Genomic DNA, 20122 nt, shown 5'->3' with positions numbered 1-20122 from the left:
CTTCCCCCCGAAAGGTGTCGTGTGCCCCCCAACCCCGCTCCACAGGTCCGTGATGGTCTGGTCCGAACCGGTCTGGCCGTCGCCGGTGTCGGCCTGGTACTGGGCACCGCCCATCTCCAGCACGGCGACGCTTCGGCCGAGGCGGCCGAGCCCGAACCCCGTCCCGTTCCCTCTCCGGAGCCGACCGAGGAACCCGAACCCGTCCTCCACGGCGACTACGCCGACGGCGAGTACACGGCCACCGGCCCCTACGTCGCCCACGGCGCCGACAACGAGATCACCGTGACCCTCACCCTGGAAGGCAATGACGTCACCGACGTCGAGGTCGTCGGCACCGCGGAGAGCGGCAACTCCGCCCGCTACCAGGAGGAGTTCGCCGAGAAGATCCCCGAACTGGTGGTCGGCGTGCCGCTGGACGAGATCGAGGTGGACAAGGTCGGCGGTTCCTCGCTCACCGGGGACGGCTTCCTGGAGGCCCTGAACCGGATCCGCGGCGATGCCCACAACTGACGCCACCACCGCCGTGTCCGCCCGACCCCACGGCTGGGACCTGACCGCCATCGGGACCCGTTGGCGCGTGGACACCCCCGAACCGCCCGCAGCGGAGGTCGTCGACGCCGTCGACCGGCTCGTCGCCGAATTCGACCGGACCTACTCGCGGTTCCGTTCCGACTCCCTGGTCGCCGAACTCGCCGCCACCGGTGGGCCGGTCGCCTTCCCTGACAACGTCGTCGGGATCCTGGAGACGTACGAACGCCTGCGCGCGGCCACCGACGGAGCGGTCGACCCCCTGATCGGCGGCTCCCTGATCCGGCTCGGTGACGACGCGGACCACACGCTGAGCCCCCAGGGTCCGCCGCTGCCCGCTCCCGACCCCGGGCGCCTCCACCGGCGCGGCACCGTCCTCACCCTGCGACCCGACCCCGGCGCACCGGCCGTGCTGGACATCGGCGCGCTCGGCAAGGGGTGGCTGGTGGACGAGGTCACCGACCTGCTCGTCGACCACGGGATCACCGACGCGTCGGTCGACGCCAGCGGTGACCTGCGCGCCCACGGCGCACCGATCCGGGTCGCCCTCGAACACCCCTGGGACCCGAGCCGGGCCATCGGCGTCCTCACCCTCACCGACGGCGCCCTGGCTTCCTCCGCCACCAACCGTCGACGTTGGGGTGAGGGGCTGCACCACGTCCTGGACGCCCGCACCGGCACGCCCGTCGACCGTGTCACCGCCACCTGGGCGGTCGCCGAGACCGCGGCCATCGCCGACGGCCTGGCCACCGCCCTGTTCCACACCACCCCCGAAACCCTGTTCGACGCGGGTTTCGTGTTCGGCTGCGCACGGGTGTTCACCGACGGCACCCTCCAACATCGACCCTGCCCCCGCGCCCGCCCCGCCACATCCTGGGAGTTCTTCCGATGAGACGCCTGTCGGCCCCGTTCACCGGGGAGATCACCATGTACCGGCTGGTGTCGGTCACCCTGGGCACGATCACCCTGGCCGCCCTGGGCCAATCCGCCCTGGGCCTCCTCTCCTTCGGCCTCGTGGACATCGTGGCCTCACTGGTGGTCTCGGTCGGTGCGGCCCTGCTCACCGGTCTGCTCGTGCCCAAGGCCCTCGGCGTGCGCCCGCACCCGGAGTCGTCCCTGATCACTGGCCTGATCCTGTTTTTGATCCTGTGGCCGGAGAGCACCCTGACCGGGTTGCTCGCGATCGCGGTGGCCTCGGCCGTGGCCACCCTGTCCAAGTACGTACTGACCCGGCGCGGCAGGCACGTCCTCAACCCGGCGGCGTTCGCGCTGGTCGTGGTCGGGGTCGCCGGGATCGCCGCCCCCTCCTGGTGGGTGGGCTCGGCGGGCCTGCTGCCGCTGGTGCTGGTCGGCGGCTACCTGGTGGTGCGCCGGCTCGGAGCGTTCTCCTTCGTCGGGGTGTTCCTCCTGGTCAGTGGGGGTCTGAACCTGTACGCCACGGCCGGTTCCACGGCGACGCTCACCGACGCGGCCTGGACGGTCGTGGCCTCGTCCCCACTGCTGTTCCTGGCCGCGTTCATGCTCACCGAACCGCTCACCACCCCGCCACGGTGGTGGCAGCGGGCGCTGGTGGCCGCGACCGTGGGCGTCCTGGACGGGATCTCCTTCACGATCGGCCCGCTGTACTCCTCACCCGAGCTGGCGCTCGTGGTCGGCAATGTCCTGGCCTTCGCGTTCGGTCAGCGCCACGCGCTCCGGCTGCGTCTGGTCGACCGCCGCGAGCCGGCGCCCGGGACGATCGAACTGGTCCTGGCCTCCGCCCGGCCGCTGCGTTTCTCCGCCGGCCAGTACCTGGAACTCACCGTTGCGCACCGCGGCCCCGACTCCCGGGGCACCCGCCGGATGTTCAGCATCGCCTCCTCGCCCACGGACCCCGAGAGGATTCACCTGGTCATGCGCGTGCCCGAGCCCGCCAGCAGCCTGAAACGGACCCTGGCGGCGCTCGAACCCGGCCACGAGCTCACGGCCACGGGTATCGCCGGGGACTTCTTGCCGCCCACCGACCCGTCCGTTCCGGTCCTGTTCGTGGCCGGCGGTATCGGCGTCACGCCGTTCGCCTCCATGGCCGCGGAGACCCCGGGACGGGACGCGGTCCTGCTGCACCTGGTCACCGACCCCGCCGACCTCACCCACACCGAACTCTTCGCCGCGGCGGGCATCCCGGTCGTCGTGGTCTGTCCGCGCGTTCCGGGGAACCTTCCCGAAGGCGCGGTGTACGGCGGACCCGACCCGGCGGCGGCGCTGCGCGAGCACGTGCCCGACCACGCGGACCGTCTCGCCTACGTGGCCGGATCCCCGGTGATGGTCGAGACCACGCGCCGCCTCCTGCGCGCCTTGGGGGCCCGCTCGGTCCGCACGGACGCCTTCAGCGGGTACTGAGCGGCTCGCGTGGTCCCACACCGGGTCGGTGACCGGAACCGGCCCGGTGGATCACGTTTGGAGAGTGCCCCTGGCGAGTAGGGTTTCGGGCGTTCCCCCAAGGAAAGGCGTCCATGTCGACCAACGAGAGCCCCGAACAGACCCACGTCGTGGTCCTGCACTCCTCCCGCCCCCTGGACACCGATCTCGCCCGGACCTACCCCGAGCACCGGGTCACCGTCCTCACCGACGGCCCGCCGGTCGTGGTCGGGGAGGACCTCAGCCCGCCCGACACCGTCTCCATGCCACGGAGCGAGTGGCACGACCAGCTCGCCCGGTGGGCGCGGGGCGGCCCGGTCGAGGTGGTGACCTTCGACGAGGACTGCGTCCAGACCTGCGACGAACTGCGTGCCGCCCTCGGACTCGGGCCTCGTCCCTCCGAGAAGGTCTGACGCTGAACCCCGCGTTCGCGCCGCCCACCGGGGCCGGCCGTGCCCGACAGCGGATCTGGCTCGGGTTGGGCGCCGTTGTCCTGGTGCTCGCGCTGGTGGCCACGGTGTCCTGGTACCGGGACCGGGTCGGGCTCGTCCACGAGACCGCAGGGGAACACCCGGGCGCCCCGGCCGAACACCCGACGAGTGTGCACGAGCACGGGTGGAGCTGGTCGCCGCCGGGCGACGTCGACGTCATCGACCTGGTGCGCGGCACCCACGGGCCGGTCGCGGTCCTGACCGACGGCCTGGTCGCCCTGGACGGCACCACCGGGCGGGAACTGTGGACCTACCGGGAGATGGACGTGTCCGCGCCCGACCCGGACGTCTTCGCCGGGCCCGGTTGGGGCGTACTGGGGGAACACGCCTACTTCCTGCGCCCACCCGGACCCGACGCCCCCGGCAGGTTCCTCGCCCTGGACGCCGCCACCGGCGAGATCGCCTGGGAACGCGACGTCGCCGCCGAGGAGACGGTCGACGGGTGGAATGCCTACTCGCCGCTGGTGCAGTTGCACTCCCCGGACGCGGGGCCGGAGGGCGGCGACCACGGCGTCGTCCTGGCCCGCTCACCTCGCGATGGCACGGACCTGTGGGAGTTCCGACCCCCGTGGCCGACCGAGTCCTGCACCCTCCAGGGGGCGCCCCTGCTCCGCTCCGCGGGGGAATCCGGACAGGTGCTGGTCGCGCACGCCTGCGCGAACGAGACCGAACTCGCCGAGTTGAGCCTGGGCGACCCTTCCGAGGACCCGCTCGTGTTCGCCGGTCGCGCCGAGAGCCTGTCCCTCCACGTCACCGCCCTGGACCCTCGCACCGGGCGCGTTCTGTGGAGCGACCGGCGGCCGATCAGCGGCCCCGGCGACCCGGTCGCGTTGGGCCTGTTGGACCGCTCCCCACCGGTGCCGGGCGAACCCCCGGCGGTCCTGGTCGAATCCGGCCCCGAGCTGGCGCGACCGTTCGTGAACGACGCGGCAGAGGGCCGAGAGGCCCGCTACCCGCGAGAGGCCCTGGACGGGGACCACGCTCCGAACGACCCCGCGGGGCGCACACTGCGCGCCGACACCTCCGGCCTGGTCGTGGCGGTCGACAGCGCCGACGAGCCCTACGTTCCCGACACCGAGTGGGCATTCGACGCGCTGGGCGTGGACTCCCAGGGCCGGGTCGTCTCCTCCGTTACGGTCGAGGAGGAAGTGATCACCGCCGACCACCTCGCCCGCACGATCGCACTGGAAGGCACCCTGCTGGTGCCGCACCTGGACGCCGACGGCGCTCGCTCCCGGGTGTACGCCGCCGGGATGGACTCCGGAACCGAAGGAGGCGCGTGGCTGGAGCCCCGGCCCGCCTCCCGCACCGCCGGCTCCGATGGCACCGAGAACGAGCATCGACTGCTGGCGGTACCCGGCGCGGTCCTCTCCTACCTGAGCGACGGCGCCACCGTCACCGACGTCCACGCCCTCGTTCCCTGAACCCGACCGTCCCGTCGGAACACCGATCGGCGATCGCCCGTCCTTCGTGCATCTTTTCCCCGGATACCACCCATCCGCCCGACCCTCTGCGCCGAATACCTCGTAACGCCCGCACCATCGCACACGAGAGGTCGCATGAGCACACACCACCGACGACGAGTAGCGGTGATCGGCAGCGGGATCTCCGGACTCACCGCCGCCCACGTCCTGCACCGCCACGACGACGTCACGCTGTTCGAGGCCGACGACCGGCTCGGCGGGCACGCCCACACCCACAGCCTTCCCGGACCCGACGGCGAACCACTGGGCGTGGACAGCGGCTTCATCGTCCACAACCGCCGCACCTATCCCCACCTGCTGCGCCTGTTCGACGAACTCGACGTCCCCACCCGCCCCACCGAGATGAGCCTGTCGGTGAGCTGCGCCGGTTGCGGACTGGAGTACGCGGGAGACCGAGGACTTCGGGCCATGTGGCCGAACCGTTCCCGGGCGAGCGTCGACTACCTGCGCATGCTCGCCGACGTTCCCCGCTTCCACCGGGCCGCGCACCGCCTGCTCAAGACCGCCCGACGCCTGGACGGGGAGCGGGCTGCGATCGGTCCCAGCCTCGGCGCCTTCGTCGAACGCCACCGCTTCACCCCCTACTTCACCGCCCACTTCCTGCTTCCGTTGGTCTCGGCGGTCTGGTCCTGCCCGGCGGGCACCGCCCTGGAGTACCCGGCCCGCCACCTGTTCACCTTCCTGGAACACCACGGCATGCTCGGGATCTGGGGATCACCCCGCTGGCGAACGGTCGAGGGCGGTTCGTACACCTACGTCGAACGGGTGGCCAAGAACCTGCACTCGGTCCGCACCGGAACCCCCGTGCGCGGGCTGGCCAGGGGCGACCGCGGCGTGCGGGTGCGCACCGACGTCGGAACGGCCGATTTCGACGCCGCCGTGGTCGCCACCCACGCCGACCAGGCCCTGGCCCTGCTGGAGGAGCCCACGGACACCGAACGCGAGGTACTGGGCGCCTTCACCTACACGCGTAACCGCACCCTGCTGCACACCGACACCTCCGTACTCCCCGATGACCGCGCCACCTGGGCCTCCTGGAACCAACGGTTGCCCGCCTGCGCCCCCGGACGCGCCCCCGTGCGGGTCGGGTACCACATGAACCGACTTCAGGGCCTGCCCGAGGGGTACGACTACATCGTGACGCTCAACGATGACGCAGACGTGGACCCCGCGAAGGTGGTGGCCGCCATGGACTACGCCCACCCGGTCTTCACCCCCGAGTCGGTCGCGGCCCAGAGCCGTCTGCGCTCCCTGGACGGCCCCACCCTCGCCTACGCCGGCGCCCACTACGGCTGGGGCTTCCATGAGGACGGGTGCCGGGCCGGCGCGGAAGCCGCCGCCGCGTTGGGGAGGACCTGGTGAGACGCACATCCGCCCTGTACGAGGCGACCGTCCACCACGTGCGGTCGGCCCCGGTGCGGTACGCCTTCGCCCACCGCACCCTCTACTGGTTCATCGACCTGGACCACCCGCCGCGCCTTCCCCGGCCCCTGCGTCCGCTCGCCGGCTTCCACCCCGCCGACCACGGCTCCGGGCGGGCGGCCACGATCCGCGCCGACCTGGACTCCTACCTGCGCGACCAGGGCGTGGAAGCGGCCGGCGGGCGCGTGTTCATGCTCGCCCACGCCCGGGTGTTCGGCCACGTGTTCAACCCGCTGACCGTGTACTGGTGCCACGACCCCCACGGTGCGCCGCGTGCGGTGGTCGCCGAGGTGCACAACACCTACGGCGACCGCCACCGCTACCTCCTGCACCCCGACGAACGCGGCCGGGCCCGAGCCGACAAGGCCCTGTACGTGTCCCCGTTCAACGACGTCGACGGCCACTACCGGCTCTCCCTGCCCGAACCCGGCGAGCGGCTCGACCTGACCGTGGCCCTGCACCGCGAGGGACATCCGCCCTTCACCGCGTCGGTACGCGGCCTGCGACGTCCCCTCACCCGGGCCACCCTGCTGTGGCTGAACCTGCGCTACCCGCTGGCGCCACTGGTCGACGCGGCGCGCATCCGCTTCCACGGCATCCGGCTCTACCTGCGTGGCCTGCCCGTACGGGACCGGCCCGTCCATCGCTCGGACCACGAACCGCGAGGAGCACGTTGATGACCACCGTCGAAGCCACCTCACCGAACGCCGAACGCTGGCCCGACGTGGCCCGGATCCCGCGGAGCGGGCTGCGCACCGCCGTGGCACGCCTGGTCACGGCCCGGGCCCTCCCACTGGCCGGTATCCGTGTGCACACCGGTACCGGCACGCCGCACGAGCACGGGGACACCCCCGTGCTCTGGCTGCGCGACCCCGACGCCTTCCACGCCCGACTGGCCCACGACGGCCTCATCGGGTTCGGTGAGTCGTACATGGCGGGGGAGTGGGACTCACCCGACCTCGTCTCCCTGCTCACCCGCCTGGCCGACCACTACGAACGGCTCGTCCCCCGAGCCCTGCACCCGCTGCGACACGTCACCCTGCCGCGCCGACCCGCCTCCGACCGCAACACGAGGGCGGGAGCGCGCCGGCACATCAGCCACCACTACGACCTGTCCAACGACCTGTTCGCGCTGTTCCTGGACCGCACCATGACCTACTCGTCGGCGCTGTTCAGCGGCGAGGACCCGCGCGACGCCCACGGACTGGCCCGCGCCCAGGAACGCAAGATCGACCGGCTCCTGGACTCCGCCCGGGTGGAGGAGGGCACCGAACTCCTGGAGATCGGCACCGGCTGGGGCGAACTGGCCGTTCGGGCCGCCCGACGCGGCGCCCGCGTCACCTCCATCACCCTGTCCACCGAACAGCGCGACCTGGCCCGTGCCCGCGTCGCCGAAGCCGGGATGAGCGACCGCGTCGACGTGCGGCTGTGCGACTACCGCGACGCCACCGGTTCCTACGACGCCGTCGTCAGCTGCGAGATGATCGAGGCGGTGGGCGAGAAGTACTGGACCGCCTACGTCACCGCCCTGGACCGCCTCACCCGGCCCGGCGGAAGGGTGGCGCTCCAGTGCATCACCATGGAGCACGCCATGATGCGCGCCTCGCGCGGCTCCTACACCTGGATGCACAAGTACGTGTTCCCCGGCGGACTCATCCCCTCGATCACGGCCCTGCGCAGAGAGTTCTCCGCCCACACCCGCCTGCGCGTCGCCCAACGGCGGGCCTTCGGCCGCGACTACGCCGACACCCTGGCCGTGTGGCGCCGCACCTTCGTCGACGCGGCCGACCAGGTCGCCGACCTGGGCTTCGATCCGGTCTTCCACCGGATGTGGACCTTCTACCTGGCCTACTGCGAGGCCGGATTCCGATCCGGGATCATCGACGTCGAGCAGATCACCCTGGAGCATCCCGCATGACCACCACCACCGCCCGATCCGCTACCGCCGCCACCGATCGACCCCGGAGCGGCCCCGGCGCGCGAGGGGCGGCCCACCTGCTGGGCCCCCTGGTCGCCGCCTTCTTCAACGGGGTGCCCCCGGTGCGGTTGCGCACCTGGGACGGCAGCGAGTACGGCCCCGCGAACGCGCCGCGCGTGACGGTACGGGACCGCGACGCCCTGCGCCACGTGCTGGCCCGCCCCGGAGAGCTGGGTCTGTCCCGCGCCTACGTCACCGGGGGCCTGCAGGTCGAGGGCGACCTCACCGACGCCCTGCGACGCGTGTGGGCCTCGGTACGCGAACACGGCACCTCGCTGCCGGGGCCGGCCGACTGGGCACGCGCGGCCCACGTCGCCCTGGTCCTGGGCCTGGTGGGACCGCCACCGCCCGCGCCGTCCATCGAGGCGCGCCTGGGCGGACGACTCCACAGCCGCGAACGCGACGCCGCCGCCGTCTCCCATCACTACGACGCCGGCAACGACCTCTACGAGCTCCTGCTCGACGAGACCATGGCCTACTCCTGCGCCTACTGGGACCCCGAACGGCCCGAGCAGACCCTGGCCCAGGCCCAACGCGCCAAACTCGAACTCATCTGCGCCGACCTCGGACTCCGCGCCGGAGACCGGCTGCTGGACGTGGGCTGCGGCTGGGGTTCGCTCACCCTGCACGCCGCCCGCGAGCACGGGGCGCGGGTGGACGCGGTGACCCTGTCGGCCCGCCAACGCGACCACGTGGCCGAACGCGCCGTCGCGGAGGGACTGGACCACCTGGTCGACGTGCGCCTGCTGCACTACCGCGACATCGCCGACGACACCTTCGACGAACCCGTCGGGCACGGATTCGACGCCGTGGCCACCGTGGAGATGGGCGAACACGTGGGACGCGACGCCTACGGGCCCTTCGCCCGCCGGCTCCACGACCTCCTGCGTCCGGGCGGCTCCCTGCTGATCCAGCAGATGTCCCGACGCGGAAGCCACCCCGGCGGCGGCCCGTTCATCGAGCGCTACATCGCCCCCGACATGCACATGCGCCCGCTCGGCGAGACCGTCACGCTCATCGAGGACGCCGGGCTGGAGGTGCGAGGCGTGCGGGCGCTGCGCGAGAACTACGTGCGCACCGCCCGCGCCTGGTCCGACGAGCTGGAACGCCGGTTCGACGAACTGGTGCGGATCGCCGGCCCGCAGACCGCCCGGGTATGGCGGCTGTACCTGGCCGGGGGAGCGCTCGCCTTCGAGGAGGGGCGCATGGGCGTCGACCAGATCCTGGCCCACCGCCCCGAGGAGACCACGTGAGCGTCGGTGCGGCCCTGGCCCTCAACCTGGGGGTGACCGCGCTGGTCCTGGCCGCCGTCATGCTCACCACCTTCGCGATCGGGGTGCGGCTGGGCCGGCACAGCGTCGTCGACTCCGCCTGGGGCGCGGCCTTCGCGGCCACCGCGCTGACCACCGGAGTGGTGGTCACCGCCACCGGATACGGCGACCCCACCCGCGTCTGGCCACTGGTCGCGCTGACCACCGTGTGGGGGCTGCGCCTGGCGGTGCACATCGGTCTGCGCGGCCGGGGCAAGGGCGAGGACCCGCGCTACGAGAGGTTCCTGTCGAACGCGCCCGGAGACCCGGACCTCTACGCGCTGCGCGTGGTCTACCTGCTCCAGGGAGCCTTGGTGTGGCTGATCTCCACACCGATCCAGGTGGGCGCGTTCACCTCCGGAGCCTTCGGGTGGGTGGCCGCGCTCGGCGTGCTGCTGTGGCTGATCGGGTTCCTGTTCGAGTCCGTGGGCGACGCCCAGCTCGCCCGGTTCAAGGCCGATCCCGCCAACAAGGGCCGGATCATGGACCGTGGCCTGTGGGCGTGGACCCGTCACCCCAACTACTTCGGCGACGCGTGCGTGTGGTGGGGCCTGTTCCTGGTCGCCGCGGGTTCGTGGTGGGTTCTGCTCACCCTGCCCGCCCCACTGGTGATGACCTACCTGCTCACCCGGGGTTCGGGCCGGCGGCTCATGGAGGAGCACATGGCCGGTCGTCCCGGCTGGGCCGAGTACACCGAACGCACCAGCGCCTTCTTCCCCCTACCGCCCAAGCGCCACACCCATTCCTGAAGGGACGGGGCCGGGGCGTGCCGGGCCACGGGCACGCCCCGGACAGCGGTTCGGATCACCGGCTCAGACCGACGGGACCTGACCGCCGTCGACCCGGATGACCGAACCGGTCACGTACGCGGCCTGACCGCTCGCGAGGAAGGCCGCCACCGCGCCGTACTCGGCCGGGTCGCCGTAACGCCCTGCGGGGATCGAGGCGCGGGCCTTGGCCTGAGCCTCCTCCAGCGACGACCCGTCGCGTTCGGCGCGGGCGCGGTCCAGCGAGTCCACCCGCGGGGTGGCGATCCGGCCCGGCACGATGACGTTGGCGGTCACCCCGTCCGCGGCGACCTCGTTGGCCACGGTCTTGGACCAGGAGTGCAGCGAGGCCCGCAGCGTGTTGGACACGCCCAGGTTCGGGATGGGGGTGATCGGCCCCGACGAGGTGCTGGTGATGATCCGTCCCCAACCGCGTTCGCGCATCCCGCCCACGACCGCGTCGGTCAGCTCGATCACCGGCAGCACCATCGCCGCGTACATGTCCCGCCACAGGGCGGGGTCCTGGCCCAGCGCCGTCGTGGGCGGCGGCCCACCGGTGTTGTTGATCAGGATGTCCACCGGCCCCAGGTCGGCGGCGACCCGGTCGGCGACCTCACCGGCGCGTCCGTGCTCGGCCAGGTCCCACTCGATGCCCATGGCCGCCACACCCGTGGCCCGGCAGGCGTCGACGGTGGCCCGGAGACGTTCGGAGTCACGGCCGGTCACGGCCACCTTCACCCCCTCCGCCGCCAGGGCGAGCGCCATGGCCCGGCCCAGCCCCGAACTGGCGGCGGTCACCAGCGCGACCCTGCCGGCGATTCCCAGATCCATCTCGTCTCCTCCACTGCGGTCCGGCGATGTCCTGCGCATCCTGGCAGGTACCCCGACCCCGGCGGCAAGGCGGGCCTCGGTGAGGACGTCAGCTCGGGTCGGGGGTCACGACCGCCCGACCGTTGACCTCGCCCGCCTCCAGCTTCCGGTACGCCTCCAACGCGTTGTCCATGGAGAACCGCTCCACGTCCGGGCGGATCTGCCCGGCCTTGTACATGTCCACCACCTCCCACAGTTCCGTGACCGAACCCCAATAGGTGTTGGTCACGTAGGACTCGTACGGGGTGGTGAAGAACGAGAACTCGTGGGTGCCGCCCGAGATGCCCACCACGGTGCAACGACCACCCGGTGCCATGGAGGCCGCCGCCGTGGACACCGTCGGAGCCGCGCCCACGAAGTCGAAGGCCGCGTCCACACCCCTTCCGCCCGTGAGCGCGAGGATCTTCTCCACCTGGTCCTCCCCGGCCCCGACGGTGAGCGCCCCCTCCGCCTCGGCGCGTTCGCGCGCCGCCTCCTTGACGTCGGTGGCGATGATCGTGGCGCCGGTCAGCGCACGGAGGATCTGCACCCCGACCAGACCGAGGCCGCCCAGACCGATGGCCAGCGCGTACCGACCTCCGCCGGCCAGATGGGGCAGCGCCTTCTTGATCGCGTGATAGGGGGTCAGACCCGCGTCGGCCAACGGCGCGGCGGCCACCGGATCGGCCTCGCCCAACGGGATCAGGTGGTGGGCGGGCGCCGTCATGTACTCGGCCATGCCGCCGTCCCGCCCCAGCCCCACCGCCAGGTAGGGCAGGGTCGCGGCGTTCTCGCAGTAGGTCTCCAACCCCTGGGCGCACTGGCGACACTGCCCACAGCCGATCGGACCGTAGACCATGTACGCACCGCCCACCTGGATCCGCTCGCTCACACCCGGACCGAGCGCCTCGACCCACCCGGCGTTCTCGTGCCCTAGGACGAACGGCGGTTTCTGGGCGCCGGTCTGCCCTTTCTCGAACACCCGGTAGACGCTGATGTCGGAGTGGCACGCCCCGGCGCCGGCCACCCGCAAGAGGACTTCCCCCGGTCCCGGCTCCGGTTTGGGCACCTCGGTGAGCGAGGGGAACTCCTGGTAGTTCTCGAACACCACTGCGCGCATATGCCAACTCCCTCGACGGAGGATCGGTGCCCGCCGTCGGACACCGGCGAGCCGGGCCACGTGAGACGCCGTCTCGCCCACGCGAACGTAACACCGGCGATCACGGTGGGTCACCCAAGAGTCGCGCACGGAATCGTCCGCATTGTTTGACCCGCCCGCGCCCGCCGAGGCGATGAGTTCGGTCCGTCGCCCGGGTCCACACGGGTGAGACACGACCTTCGAGGAGGACCACATGTTCGACACCACCCGGGCCTTCGGCTCCTTCGCCGTCCCCGACCCCGACACCGCCCGAGAGTTCTACGGCACCACCCTGGGTCTGGACGTCCTGCCGGTGCCGGGCATGGAGGAACACGGCCTGTTCCAGATCGACATGGGGAGGGAGAACGGCGTGCTCGTCTACCCCAAACCCGACCATGTGCCCGCCGTGTTCACCGTCCTCAACCTGCCGGTCGACGACATCGACGCCGCCGTCGACGAACTCGTCCGCCGCGGGATCAGCATGCTGCGCTACGAGGCGTTCCGACACGACGACAAGGGGATCGTCCGCGAGGGCGGGGGACCCCTGGTCGCCTGGTTCACCGACCCCGCGGGCAACGTCATCGGCCTCATCCAGGAGTGAGACGCCCGCGATGAGTTCCACCGCCTCCTCGTGTCCGTACACATGAACGAATCACGGACCGAGGAGGCTCTCCATGAACACGTCCCCGTCACCCGCGCCCCCGGAACGGGCCGACCGCCGCGCCTGGCTCGGGCTCGGCGTACTCGCCCTCCCCACGCTGCTGCTCTCGCTGGACATGAGCGTGCTCTACCTGGCGCTACCGCACCTGGCCGCCGACCTGCGACCCACCGGGGCCCAGACCCTGTGGATCATGGACGTGTACGGCTTCATGATCGCCGGATTCCTCATCACCATGGGCACCCTCGGCGACCGGATCGGCCGCCGTCGACTCCTGATGATCGGCGCCGCCGCCTTCGGACTGGCCTCGGTCGCCGCCGCGTTCTCCACCAGCGCCGCCATGCTCATCGCCACCCGCACCCTCATGGGTGTCGCCGGCGCCACCCTCATGCCCTCCACCCTGGCGCTGATCAGTAACATGTTCCGCCACCCGGCCCAACGCGCGGTCGCCATCGCGGTGTGGACCAGCTGCTTCATGGGCGGCACCGCCATCGGACCCGTGGTCGGCGGGCTGCTCCTCCAATGGTTCTGGTGGGGATCGGTCTTCCTCCTCGGCGTCCCCGTGATGCTGCTGCTCCTGGTCTGCGCGCCCCTGCTCCTGCCCGAACACCGCGACCCGAACCCGGGCCGCCTCGACCTGTTCAGCGTCGCCCTGTCCCTGGCCGCCATCCTGCCGGTGGTCTTCGGGCTCAAGACCGCCGCCGAGGGCGGATCGACCACGATGGCCCTGCTCCCCGTCCTGGTCGGCGTGGCCATGGGCGTGTGGTTCGTGCGCAGGCAGCTGCGGCTGACCCACCCCCTGTTGGACCTGCGCCTGTTCCGCGAACGCTCCTTCGGCGCGGCACTGGGCACCATGATGGTCGGCGCCGTCGCCATGGGCGGCACGTTCCTGTTGCTCAGCCAGTACCTGCAAATGGTCGCCGACAACTCCCCGCTCCGGGCCGGACTGTGGCTGGTACCGCCGGCCCTGGCCATGATCGTCAGCACCATGGCCGCGCCGGCCCTCGCTCAGCGCGTGGGTCGGGCCGGCGTGATCGGTGGCGGCATGTTCGTCAGCGCCACCGGGTTCCTCGTCCTGGCCTTCGCCCCCGCCGACGGCGGCACCGGCATCGTGGTCCTGGGGCTGCTCCTCACCTCCATCGGGCTCGGCCCCGGCGCGGCCCTCATCGCCGACATCGTCGTGGGCTCCGCGCCCCGGGAGAAAGCGGGGGCGGCCGCCTCCATGTCGGAGACCAGCGGGGAGTTCGGCATCGCGATCGGGGTGGCCCTGCTCGGCAGCCTCGCCGCGGCCGTCTACCGCGACCGCGTCCAGGTCCCGGAGGGCGTCGACGAGTCCGCCGGGCAGACCCTGGCCGGCGCCGTCGACAGCGCCGGCGCACTGCCCGCCGACCAGGCCGAGGCACTGCTCGCCTCCGCCCGCGAGGCGTTCACCGTGGGGCTCAACCTCGCCGCCGGCGTGGGCATCGTCGTCATGGTGGTCTTCGGCGCCCTGGCCCTGATCCTGCTCCGCGAAGCACCCACCGATGAATCCGCCGCGCCCGCGGAGTCGGTACGGGTGAACGACCAGACCGGCGACACCACAGGGAGAACCCAGTGAAGAACACCGTCCTCGACAGCATGCTCCTGGCCAGCACCGACCCCGACCGCCTGCGCGACTGGTACGCCGCCGTGCTCGACCCGGTCCTGAACGACACCATGGACGACTACCGGGTGCTCAAGTTCGGCGACTTCTACATGATGATCGACCGTCGTGACGACATCGGGCCCAAGGCCACCGACGCGCCCCGGATGATCCTCAACTTCGACGTCGCCGACGCGCGCGACGTCGCCGCCCGAATGGAGGAGAGGGGCACCCCGTGGGTCGCCCCGCTGGAAGACCGTGATGGGAGCCTGTTCGCCACCGCACAGGACCCCGACGGCAACTACGTGCAGATCGTTCAGCTCAGTCCCGAGCACCTGGCCGCTATGGAGAGCACGCCCCAAGAGGCCTGAGAACGATAGAGTCCCATGTCACCGGTGGTCGGCGCTCGTTGAGGGGTGCCGTCCACCGGCCCCTTGTGGGTCCGTGCGTGCCCACCGGAAGAAGATCCGGTAAAGGAACGACCACGTCCGAGCCGTTTTGTCGTAGGTGCGGCCTAGCGTGGCGATCATGGTTGAGCAGACGACGATCGACCAGGACTTCGCCCGGCTCATCGGTCCCTATCGCCGAGAGTTGTACGCGCACTGCTACCGCATGCTCGGTTCGGCGCACGACGCCGAGGACCTGGTCCAGGAAACCTGTCTACGCGCCTGGAAGGGCTACGACCGCTTCGAGGGTCGCTCCAGCCTGCGCACCTGGCTGCACCGCATCGCCACCACGGCGTGCCTGACGGCCCTGGACAAACGTGGCCGCAGACCCCTGCCCACCGGCCTGGGCGGGCCGACCACCAGCCCGGAGTCCGACCTGGCCGACGGTTCCGAGGTTCCCTGGTTGGAGCCGATGCCGGACCGCCTCGGGCTGGGCGCCGATGACCCGGGCACCGTCGTGGCCGGCCGCGAGAGCGTCCGTCTGGCCCTGGTCGCCGCCTTGCAGTACCTACCGGTCAAACAGCGCGCCGTGCTGATCCTGCGCGAGGTACTGCGGTTCAGCGCCGCCGAGGTCGCCCAGACCCTGGACACCTCCGTCCCGGCCGTCAACAGTCTGTTGCAGCGGGCCCGTGCCCAGCTGGCCAAGGAGCTGCCACAGGAGGAGAAGGTCCCCGCGCCCAGGGCCGACCAGCGCGAGCTGTTGGAGCGCTACGTCACCGCGTTCGAGAGCTACGACATCGGTGCGCTCACCGAACTTTTCACCGCCGAGGCGGCCTTCGAGATGCCACCGTTCGCCACCTGGGTGCGCGGACCCGAGAACATCGTGCGGCTCATCCACGCCCAGTGCCCGGCCAAGGCGCCCGGAGACCTCGCCCTGGTGCCCACCACCGCCAACGGACAGCCCGCCTTCGCCATGTACCTGCGGGGCGAGGACGGCGCCTACCGGGCCTTCGGCATCCACGTGCTCTCGTTGGAGGGCGAGGGGATCGGGCGCTGCTCGCTCTTCTTCGACACCACCCTGTTCCCGCTCTTCGGCCTGGACCCGGTGCTGCACCGCTGACCTGGATACGGTCCTGCGGGTGGTGTTCGCGCTGAGCGCCAGGTTCGGCGGGCACACGTGGCTGTACGATGACCGCGTCGACTTCGAACCGGCCCTCACCCGGGAGTGACCCCCACACCGCCCAGAGCGTCCGCCCGTTCCCCTCCACGAACCCGTGAACCGAACCCGGCGGACGCCCGTCCCAGTAGTTCGGGCACCCGGGTGATTCAAGCCGGATTCGCCCCGATACCAGGCCTCGGTGGCCTTTGGACCCGGCTAACGTGCTCAGGGGCCGACCGACCATGGCCCTACCACCTCATCACCCACCCGGATGGGAACCGCGTGAACAGCACCCCTGACCACCGAGACCTGCGCCTGATCGTCACCGGCGGCGGCACGGGCGGACACACCTACCCCGCGCTGACCGCGATCAACGCACTGCGCAAGCGCCTGGAGACGACCGGAAACTCTCTGGAGGTGCTGTGGGTGGGCGCCGCGGGCAGCCTGGAGAAGAGGGTGGCGACCGCCAACGGGATCGCGTTCGAAGCGGTGGCCACCGGTAAGATCCGCCGGTCCAAGAACCCCCTCAAACTGGCTTCCCCGGCCAACATCAAGGACATGACCAACGTGCCCCGGGGCGTGGCCCAGGCCTGCAAGCTCGTGTCCGACTTCGAACCCGACGTCGTGCTGGCCACCGGCGGCTACGTCGCCGTGCCCGTCGGCCTGGCCGCACGCATGTGCCGCAAGCCCCTCGTCGTGCACGAGCAGACCGTGCGCCTGGGGCTCGCCAACAAGGTCCTGGCCCGCGCCGGCGCCCAGATCGCGGTCTCTGCGGAATCCTCCGTGGAGCTGCTGCCCGACTCCTCCCAGGACGACGCCGTCGTCACCGGCAACCCCGTTCGCCCCGAGGTCCTCACCGGCCGGGCCGAACTCGGCGCCAAGGGCCTGGGCTTCGAGGGCTACGACGCCGAGCTGCCCACCGTCTACGTCACCGGTGGGGCGCAGGGTTCGGCCCAGATCAACGACAACGTCCGCGCGATCCTGCCCTGGTTGCTGGCGCGGGCGAACGTGGTTCATCAGTGCGGAGCGGCCAACGTCGCCATCCTGCGCGAGAGCGCTCAGCAGCTTCCGCCCGGTCTGGCCGAGCGATACCACCTGACGGATTTCGTCGGCCCCGAACTGCCCGACGTGCTGGCGTTGGCCGACGTGGTGATCTCCCGCAGCGGTGCCGGAACCATCGCCGAACTCACCGCACTCGGTAAGGCGGCGGTGTTCATCCCCTTGGCTTCGTCGGCCGGTAACGAGCAGGCCCACAACGCCCGCCACCTGCAAGAGACCAACGCGGCGGTGGCGCTGCTGGGTGAGATCACCCCCGAGAGCCTCCAGGGCGCGGTCGAGCCGTTGCTCACGGACCCCGCCCGGCGCGAGCAGATCGCCACCAACGCCCGCGCTCATGGTCGTCCGGACGCCGCCGAGCGCTTGGTGGACGTGCTGTTGCAGGCCGCCGAATAGCGGACCCTGCTGGATCGATGAGCATCAGGCCCCACTCGCCGAAGGCGGGTGGGGCCTGATCTGTTGGTGCGGCCGACCCTCAGGGTCGTGCTTTGGTGGAGTCGATGAAGGTTCGCCACTCGTGGACGTCGAAGAGGAGCGCGCCGAGTTCACGGTGGGTGGTGTCCCGTATAGCTCTCTCTTGCCCTAGACCGGCTACTTCGACGCATTCTCCGTGCGAACCGCTGTAGCTGGACTTACGCCAGTTGGCGCTGGATCCGTTTCGTTCAGTCCACATCGTGTCGCGCCGTCCCGAGGAAGGCCTGCCACTCACTTGCGTTGAAGGAGAGCGCGCCCAACTCACGGTGCTTGGTGTCCCGCACAGCTGTGCCTGCCGCTCCGCCCGCTACCTCAACGCAGTTGTCGGAGGCCGAGGAATAGCTGGAGGTGCGAAAGGGATGATAGTAGGTGGCGGCAGATGAGTCCATTGTCAAGTCCTAGTTCCATTATTTGTGCTGTTTGAGGAGGGTCTTGAGTAGCGTGGATGAGCTGCTCTGGGAGAGAGCATTCCCGCAGGCTTGGGTGAACATGTTTCGGTGAAGTGCTACTTCCTCCTTGCTTTCAATATAAGCGCTGCGTGTGGCGGTCTCAGAGTGGACGATCGACAAATCGAAGTCGCCGTCGAAGTCCAAGATCATGAACGAAGACCCCAAGGTCCCGTGGAGCCCTGACCGTAGTGGCATGATCTGGATGGAAGCTTGGGCAGAACTCTCTGCCACGTCGATCAGGTGCTGTATCTGTGGCTCGAACACGCGCAGAGAGCCGACGAGACGCTGCACAGCTGCCTCTTCGATGACGAACGAGAGGATTGGAGGGGTGCTGCGCTTCAGGATCTCCTGGCGTCGCATGCGGGCTTCGACCCTACGCTCGATGTCGTCTGGCGTGAGGAAGGAGTAGGCGCGCATGAGCCGGCCCGTGTATTCAGGTGTTTGGAGTAGTCCGGGGATGAAGACCGGTTCGTAGCTGCTGATCTGGGCGGATTCGTCTTCGAAGGCCGGAAGCGATCCCTCGAACGCATCTCCGTAGGCGACCCACCATCCCTTCTTCTTCGCGTCGCGCATGAGGGTCTCCAGAGATTCCCGGCGATCAGCATCTGTGACACCGAAAAGATCCAAGAGCGCCCTGAGGTCGGTGAGGTTTCCCCTGGTCCAGCGCCCGTTCTCGTAGTTGTGGACCTTTGTCTTGGCCCAGTCGAGCTCAGTCGCCACTTGGTCGAGTGTCAGCCCGGCTGCTTCACGCCTCTGCCGAAGCTCGCGAGCCAACTGCCGCTTGCCGACAGTGGGAAGGGGTGGTGGCTTTGCGGCCAAAGTGTTCCTCCTGGGGCTGGGGGCAATGGGACATGTCGCTGATCCTAGTACGAACTTCCGATCGCAGAATCCGACATTCCACACAAAGCAACTTTGGACTTGAAAGTAGGAAGTTCATAGTTGAGGATGAGTCTATCCAGTGGCTCGCTGAGTCCTTTGGTGGCGCAGCGCCGTGCCGGAGGATTCGTCATGACTGAGAAGCGTCACCTGGCTCAGTCGCGGCCGTAGTCACCAGGTACGGAAGGGGCTCGGCTCACCAGAGCTGGGAACTCTGCCGGTTGTTGATCAAGGTGACCGCATGAAAACGGGCTCTGGGGGCGATAGCAGCGCCTCCAGAGCCCAGTGACAACACCAGTCCCTCTTGCCTGAGGAGAAGTGCGTCATGCCCATTGTGCCGCGTTCCCGTGCGCCCTTCCACACCCCCACCCCGCCCTTCGCCGGGCGAAGGTGGGCCGGTCGCGTCTACTCCGGTGACTTGGCCCAAGCCGCTTGGGTTCGAGAAGACCTGCGCGCCGACCTGCACCGCCTCGAAGGTCTGTGCCCTGACCAGTCCGAGACCATCGTTCTCTGTGCGAGCGAAATGTTCGCCAACGCTTGCGATCACTCCCGCTCCGGCCAACACGACGGTCGGGTGCTGCGCACCCTGTCCATGCCCACCGCCCACACCCTGTGCGTGTCCACCATCGACGACGGTGCCCGCGAAGAAGCCCCCACCCTCCCGCACATCCCGCACCAGCGCACCGCCATCGAATGGGAGGAGGCCGAACGCGGCCGAGGTCTGTTGCTCATCGAGCACCTGGCTACCCGCTGGGGGAGCCGACCGGTGGTGGACTTCCCATTCTGCGCCGGGCTGGGCACCCTCGTATGGGCTGAATTCACCCTCACCACCACGGGCGCCGACCGGTGAACGCCGACCCGATCTCCTCCGAGATGCGCGCGGTATTGGAGGCGCCCCGAGGCCGCCGCTTCTCCCGCCCCCACTCCGACCCGCCACGTCGGGAACAGCGCCGGCCAGCCCTCATCGACGAATGGGACGCCTGGGCTCCCCAACGGCCACACGAACCTACGCCCACCCCCGGCCGGCCGCCGAAACCCCTGGTCCCGCACCCCCGGCCGGCCGGGGGTGGGCGTAGGTT

Annotated in this window: 22 protein-coding genes; 17 read left to right on the top strand and 5 right to left on the bottom strand. The window is 70.4% G+C overall.

The window, feature by feature from the left end:
• Positions 1-21: 21 nt before the first annotated feature.
• From BQ8420_RS00105 to BQ8420_RS00060, 10 genes are all read left to right on the top strand, one after another.
• Positions 22-510, top strand: a complete 489-nt coding sequence (locus BQ8420_RS00105; RefSeq protein ID WP_087095723.1) for an FMN-binding protein — start codon at positions 22-24, stop codon at positions 508-510.
• On the top strand, positions 497-1420 hold the full coding sequence (locus BQ8420_RS00100; protein ID WP_235005839.1) for an FAD:protein FMN transferase: 924 nt from the start codon (positions 497-499) through the stop codon (positions 1418-1420). The genes BQ8420_RS00105 and BQ8420_RS00100 overlap by 14 nt, the downstream gene beginning before the upstream one ends.
• Positions 1417-2907 (top strand): FAD-dependent oxidoreductase, encoded by a 1491-nt coding sequence (locus BQ8420_RS00095; RefSeq protein ID WP_087095722.1) that lies wholly within the window; start codon positions 1417-1419, stop codon positions 2905-2907. The genes BQ8420_RS00100 and BQ8420_RS00095 overlap by 4 nt, the downstream gene beginning before the upstream one ends.
• A gap of 113 nt (positions 2908-3020) precedes the next feature.
• Positions 3021-3338, top strand: coding sequence for a hypothetical protein (locus BQ8420_RS00090; RefSeq protein WP_087095721.1), 318 nt, complete (start codon positions 3021-3023; stop codon positions 3336-3338).
• Between the two features lie 65 nt (positions 3339-3403).
• Positions 3404-4840 (top strand): PQQ-binding-like beta-propeller repeat protein, encoded by a 1437-nt coding sequence (locus tag BQ8420_RS00085; RefSeq protein ID WP_160049255.1) that lies wholly within the window; start codon positions 3404-3406, stop codon positions 4838-4840.
• 135 nt (positions 4841-4975) lie between these two features.
• Positions 4976-6262 (top strand): NAD(P)/FAD-dependent oxidoreductase, encoded by a 1287-nt coding sequence (locus tag BQ8420_RS00080; RefSeq protein WP_087095719.1) that lies wholly within the window; start codon positions 4976-4978, stop codon positions 6260-6262.
• The gene (locus BQ8420_RS00075) at positions 6259-6999 is read left to right on the top strand and encodes a DUF1365 domain-containing protein (RefSeq protein ID WP_087095752.1); all 741 of its coding nucleotides are present in this window, start codon (positions 6259-6261) and stop codon (positions 6997-6999) included. The genes BQ8420_RS00080 and BQ8420_RS00075 overlap by 4 nt, the downstream gene beginning before the upstream one ends.
• Entirely contained in the window at positions 6999-8240 is a 1242-nt protein-coding gene (locus tag BQ8420_RS00070) for a cyclopropane-fatty-acyl-phospholipid synthase family protein (protein ID WP_087095718.1), read from the top strand. The genes BQ8420_RS00075 and BQ8420_RS00070 overlap by 1 nt, the downstream gene beginning before the upstream one ends.
• Entirely contained in the window at positions 8237-9553 is a 1317-nt protein-coding gene (locus tag BQ8420_RS00065) for a cyclopropane-fatty-acyl-phospholipid synthase family protein (protein ID WP_087095717.1), read from the top strand. The genes BQ8420_RS00070 and BQ8420_RS00065 overlap by 4 nt, the downstream gene beginning before the upstream one ends.
• Complete coding sequence (locus tag BQ8420_RS00060) at positions 9550-10359, top strand: DUF1295 domain-containing protein (RefSeq protein WP_087095716.1); 810 nt, start codon at positions 9550-9552, stop codon at positions 10357-10359. Before BQ8420_RS00065 ends, BQ8420_RS00060 begins: the two co-directional genes overlap by 4 nt.
• Positions 10360-10422: 63 nt before the next feature.
• Here the strand turns inward: BQ8420_RS00060 and BQ8420_RS00055 are convergent, their stop codons facing one another.
• Positions 10423-11208, bottom strand: a complete 786-nt coding sequence (locus BQ8420_RS00055; RefSeq protein ID WP_087095715.1) for an SDR family oxidoreductase — start codon at positions 11206-11208, stop codon at positions 10423-10425.
• Between the two features lie 88 nt (positions 11209-11296).
• Positions 11297-12346, bottom strand: coding sequence for an NAD(P)-dependent alcohol dehydrogenase (locus BQ8420_RS00050; protein ID WP_087095714.1), 1050 nt, complete (start codon positions 12344-12346; stop codon positions 11297-11299).
• A gap of 232 nt (positions 12347-12578) precedes the next feature.
• Here BQ8420_RS00050 and BQ8420_RS00045 point away from each other — a divergent pair, with 232 nt between their 5' ends.
• From BQ8420_RS00045 to BQ8420_RS00025, 5 genes are all read left to right on the top strand, one after another.
• Positions 12579-12965, top strand: coding sequence for a VOC family protein (locus BQ8420_RS00045; RefSeq protein ID WP_087095713.1), 387 nt, complete (start codon positions 12579-12581; stop codon positions 12963-12965).
• Positions 12966-13038: 73 nt separating this feature from the next.
• Entirely contained in the window at positions 13039-14619 is a 1581-nt protein-coding gene (locus BQ8420_RS00040) for an MFS transporter (RefSeq protein WP_087095712.1), read from the top strand.
• Positions 14616-15014 carry a glyoxalase/bleomycin resistance/extradiol dioxygenase family protein gene (locus tag BQ8420_RS00035; protein WP_087095711.1) on the top strand — a complete coding sequence of 133 codons (399 nt, stop codon included), beginning with the start codon at positions 14616-14618 and terminating at the stop codon, positions 15012-15014. The genes BQ8420_RS00040 and BQ8420_RS00035 overlap by 4 nt, the downstream gene beginning before the upstream one ends.
• A gap of 157 nt (positions 15015-15171) precedes the next feature.
• Positions 15172-16149, top strand: coding sequence for a sigma-70 family RNA polymerase sigma factor (locus BQ8420_RS00030; RefSeq protein ID WP_087095751.1), 978 nt, complete (start codon positions 15172-15174; stop codon positions 16147-16149).
• 321 nt (positions 16150-16470) lie between these two features.
• The gene (locus tag BQ8420_RS00025; protein ID WP_087095710.1) at positions 16471-17640 is read left to right on the top strand and encodes a glycosyltransferase; all 1170 of its coding nucleotides are present in this window, start codon (positions 16471-16473) and stop codon (positions 17638-17640) included.
• Positions 17641-17719: 79 nt separating this feature from the next.
• Here BQ8420_RS00025 and BQ8420_RS00020 read toward each other — a convergent pair whose 3' ends face one another.
• From BQ8420_RS00020 to BQ8420_RS00010, 3 genes are read right to left on the bottom strand one after another with little or no spacing between them, the layout of a single operon-like run.
• Positions 17720-17917, bottom strand: coding sequence for a DUF397 domain-containing protein (locus tag BQ8420_RS00020; RefSeq protein WP_087095709.1), 198 nt, complete (start codon positions 17915-17917; stop codon positions 17720-17722).
• Complete coding sequence (locus BQ8420_RS00015; protein ID WP_087095708.1) at positions 17907-18107, bottom strand: DUF397 domain-containing protein; 201 nt, start codon at positions 18105-18107, stop codon at positions 17907-17909. Before BQ8420_RS00015 ends, BQ8420_RS00020 begins: the two co-directional genes overlap by 11 nt.
• A gap of 18 nt (positions 18108-18125) precedes the next feature.
• Positions 18126-19070: a helix-turn-helix transcriptional regulator gene (locus BQ8420_RS00010; RefSeq protein WP_087095707.1), complete on the bottom strand. Its 945-nt coding sequence runs from the start codon at positions 19068-19070 to the stop codon at positions 18126-18128.
• Positions 19071-19368: 298 nt separating this feature from the next.
• On the opposite strand from BQ8420_RS00010, the gene BQ8420_RS00005 reads away from it, so the two are divergent.
• Both BQ8420_RS00005 and BQ8420_RS32525 read left to right on the top strand, forming a co-directional pair.
• The gene (locus BQ8420_RS00005) at positions 19369-19893 is read left to right on the top strand and encodes an ATP-binding protein (protein ID WP_087095706.1); all 525 of its coding nucleotides are present in this window, start codon (positions 19369-19371) and stop codon (positions 19891-19893) included.
• Positions 19890-20122: hypothetical protein (locus BQ8420_RS32525; protein WP_235005837.1), on the top strand; the 233-nt coding region annotated here is incomplete at its 3' end. The genes BQ8420_RS00005 and BQ8420_RS32525, both read left to right, overlap by 4 nt.

Source organism: Nocardiopsis sp. JB363 (assembly GCF_900143625.1).
GTDB lineage: Bacteria > Actinomycetota > Actinomycetes > Streptosporangiales > Streptosporangiaceae > Nocardiopsis.
The sequence above is the reverse complement of the archived record's forward strand: the minus strand, read 5'-3'. Positions and strand labels throughout refer to the sequence as shown.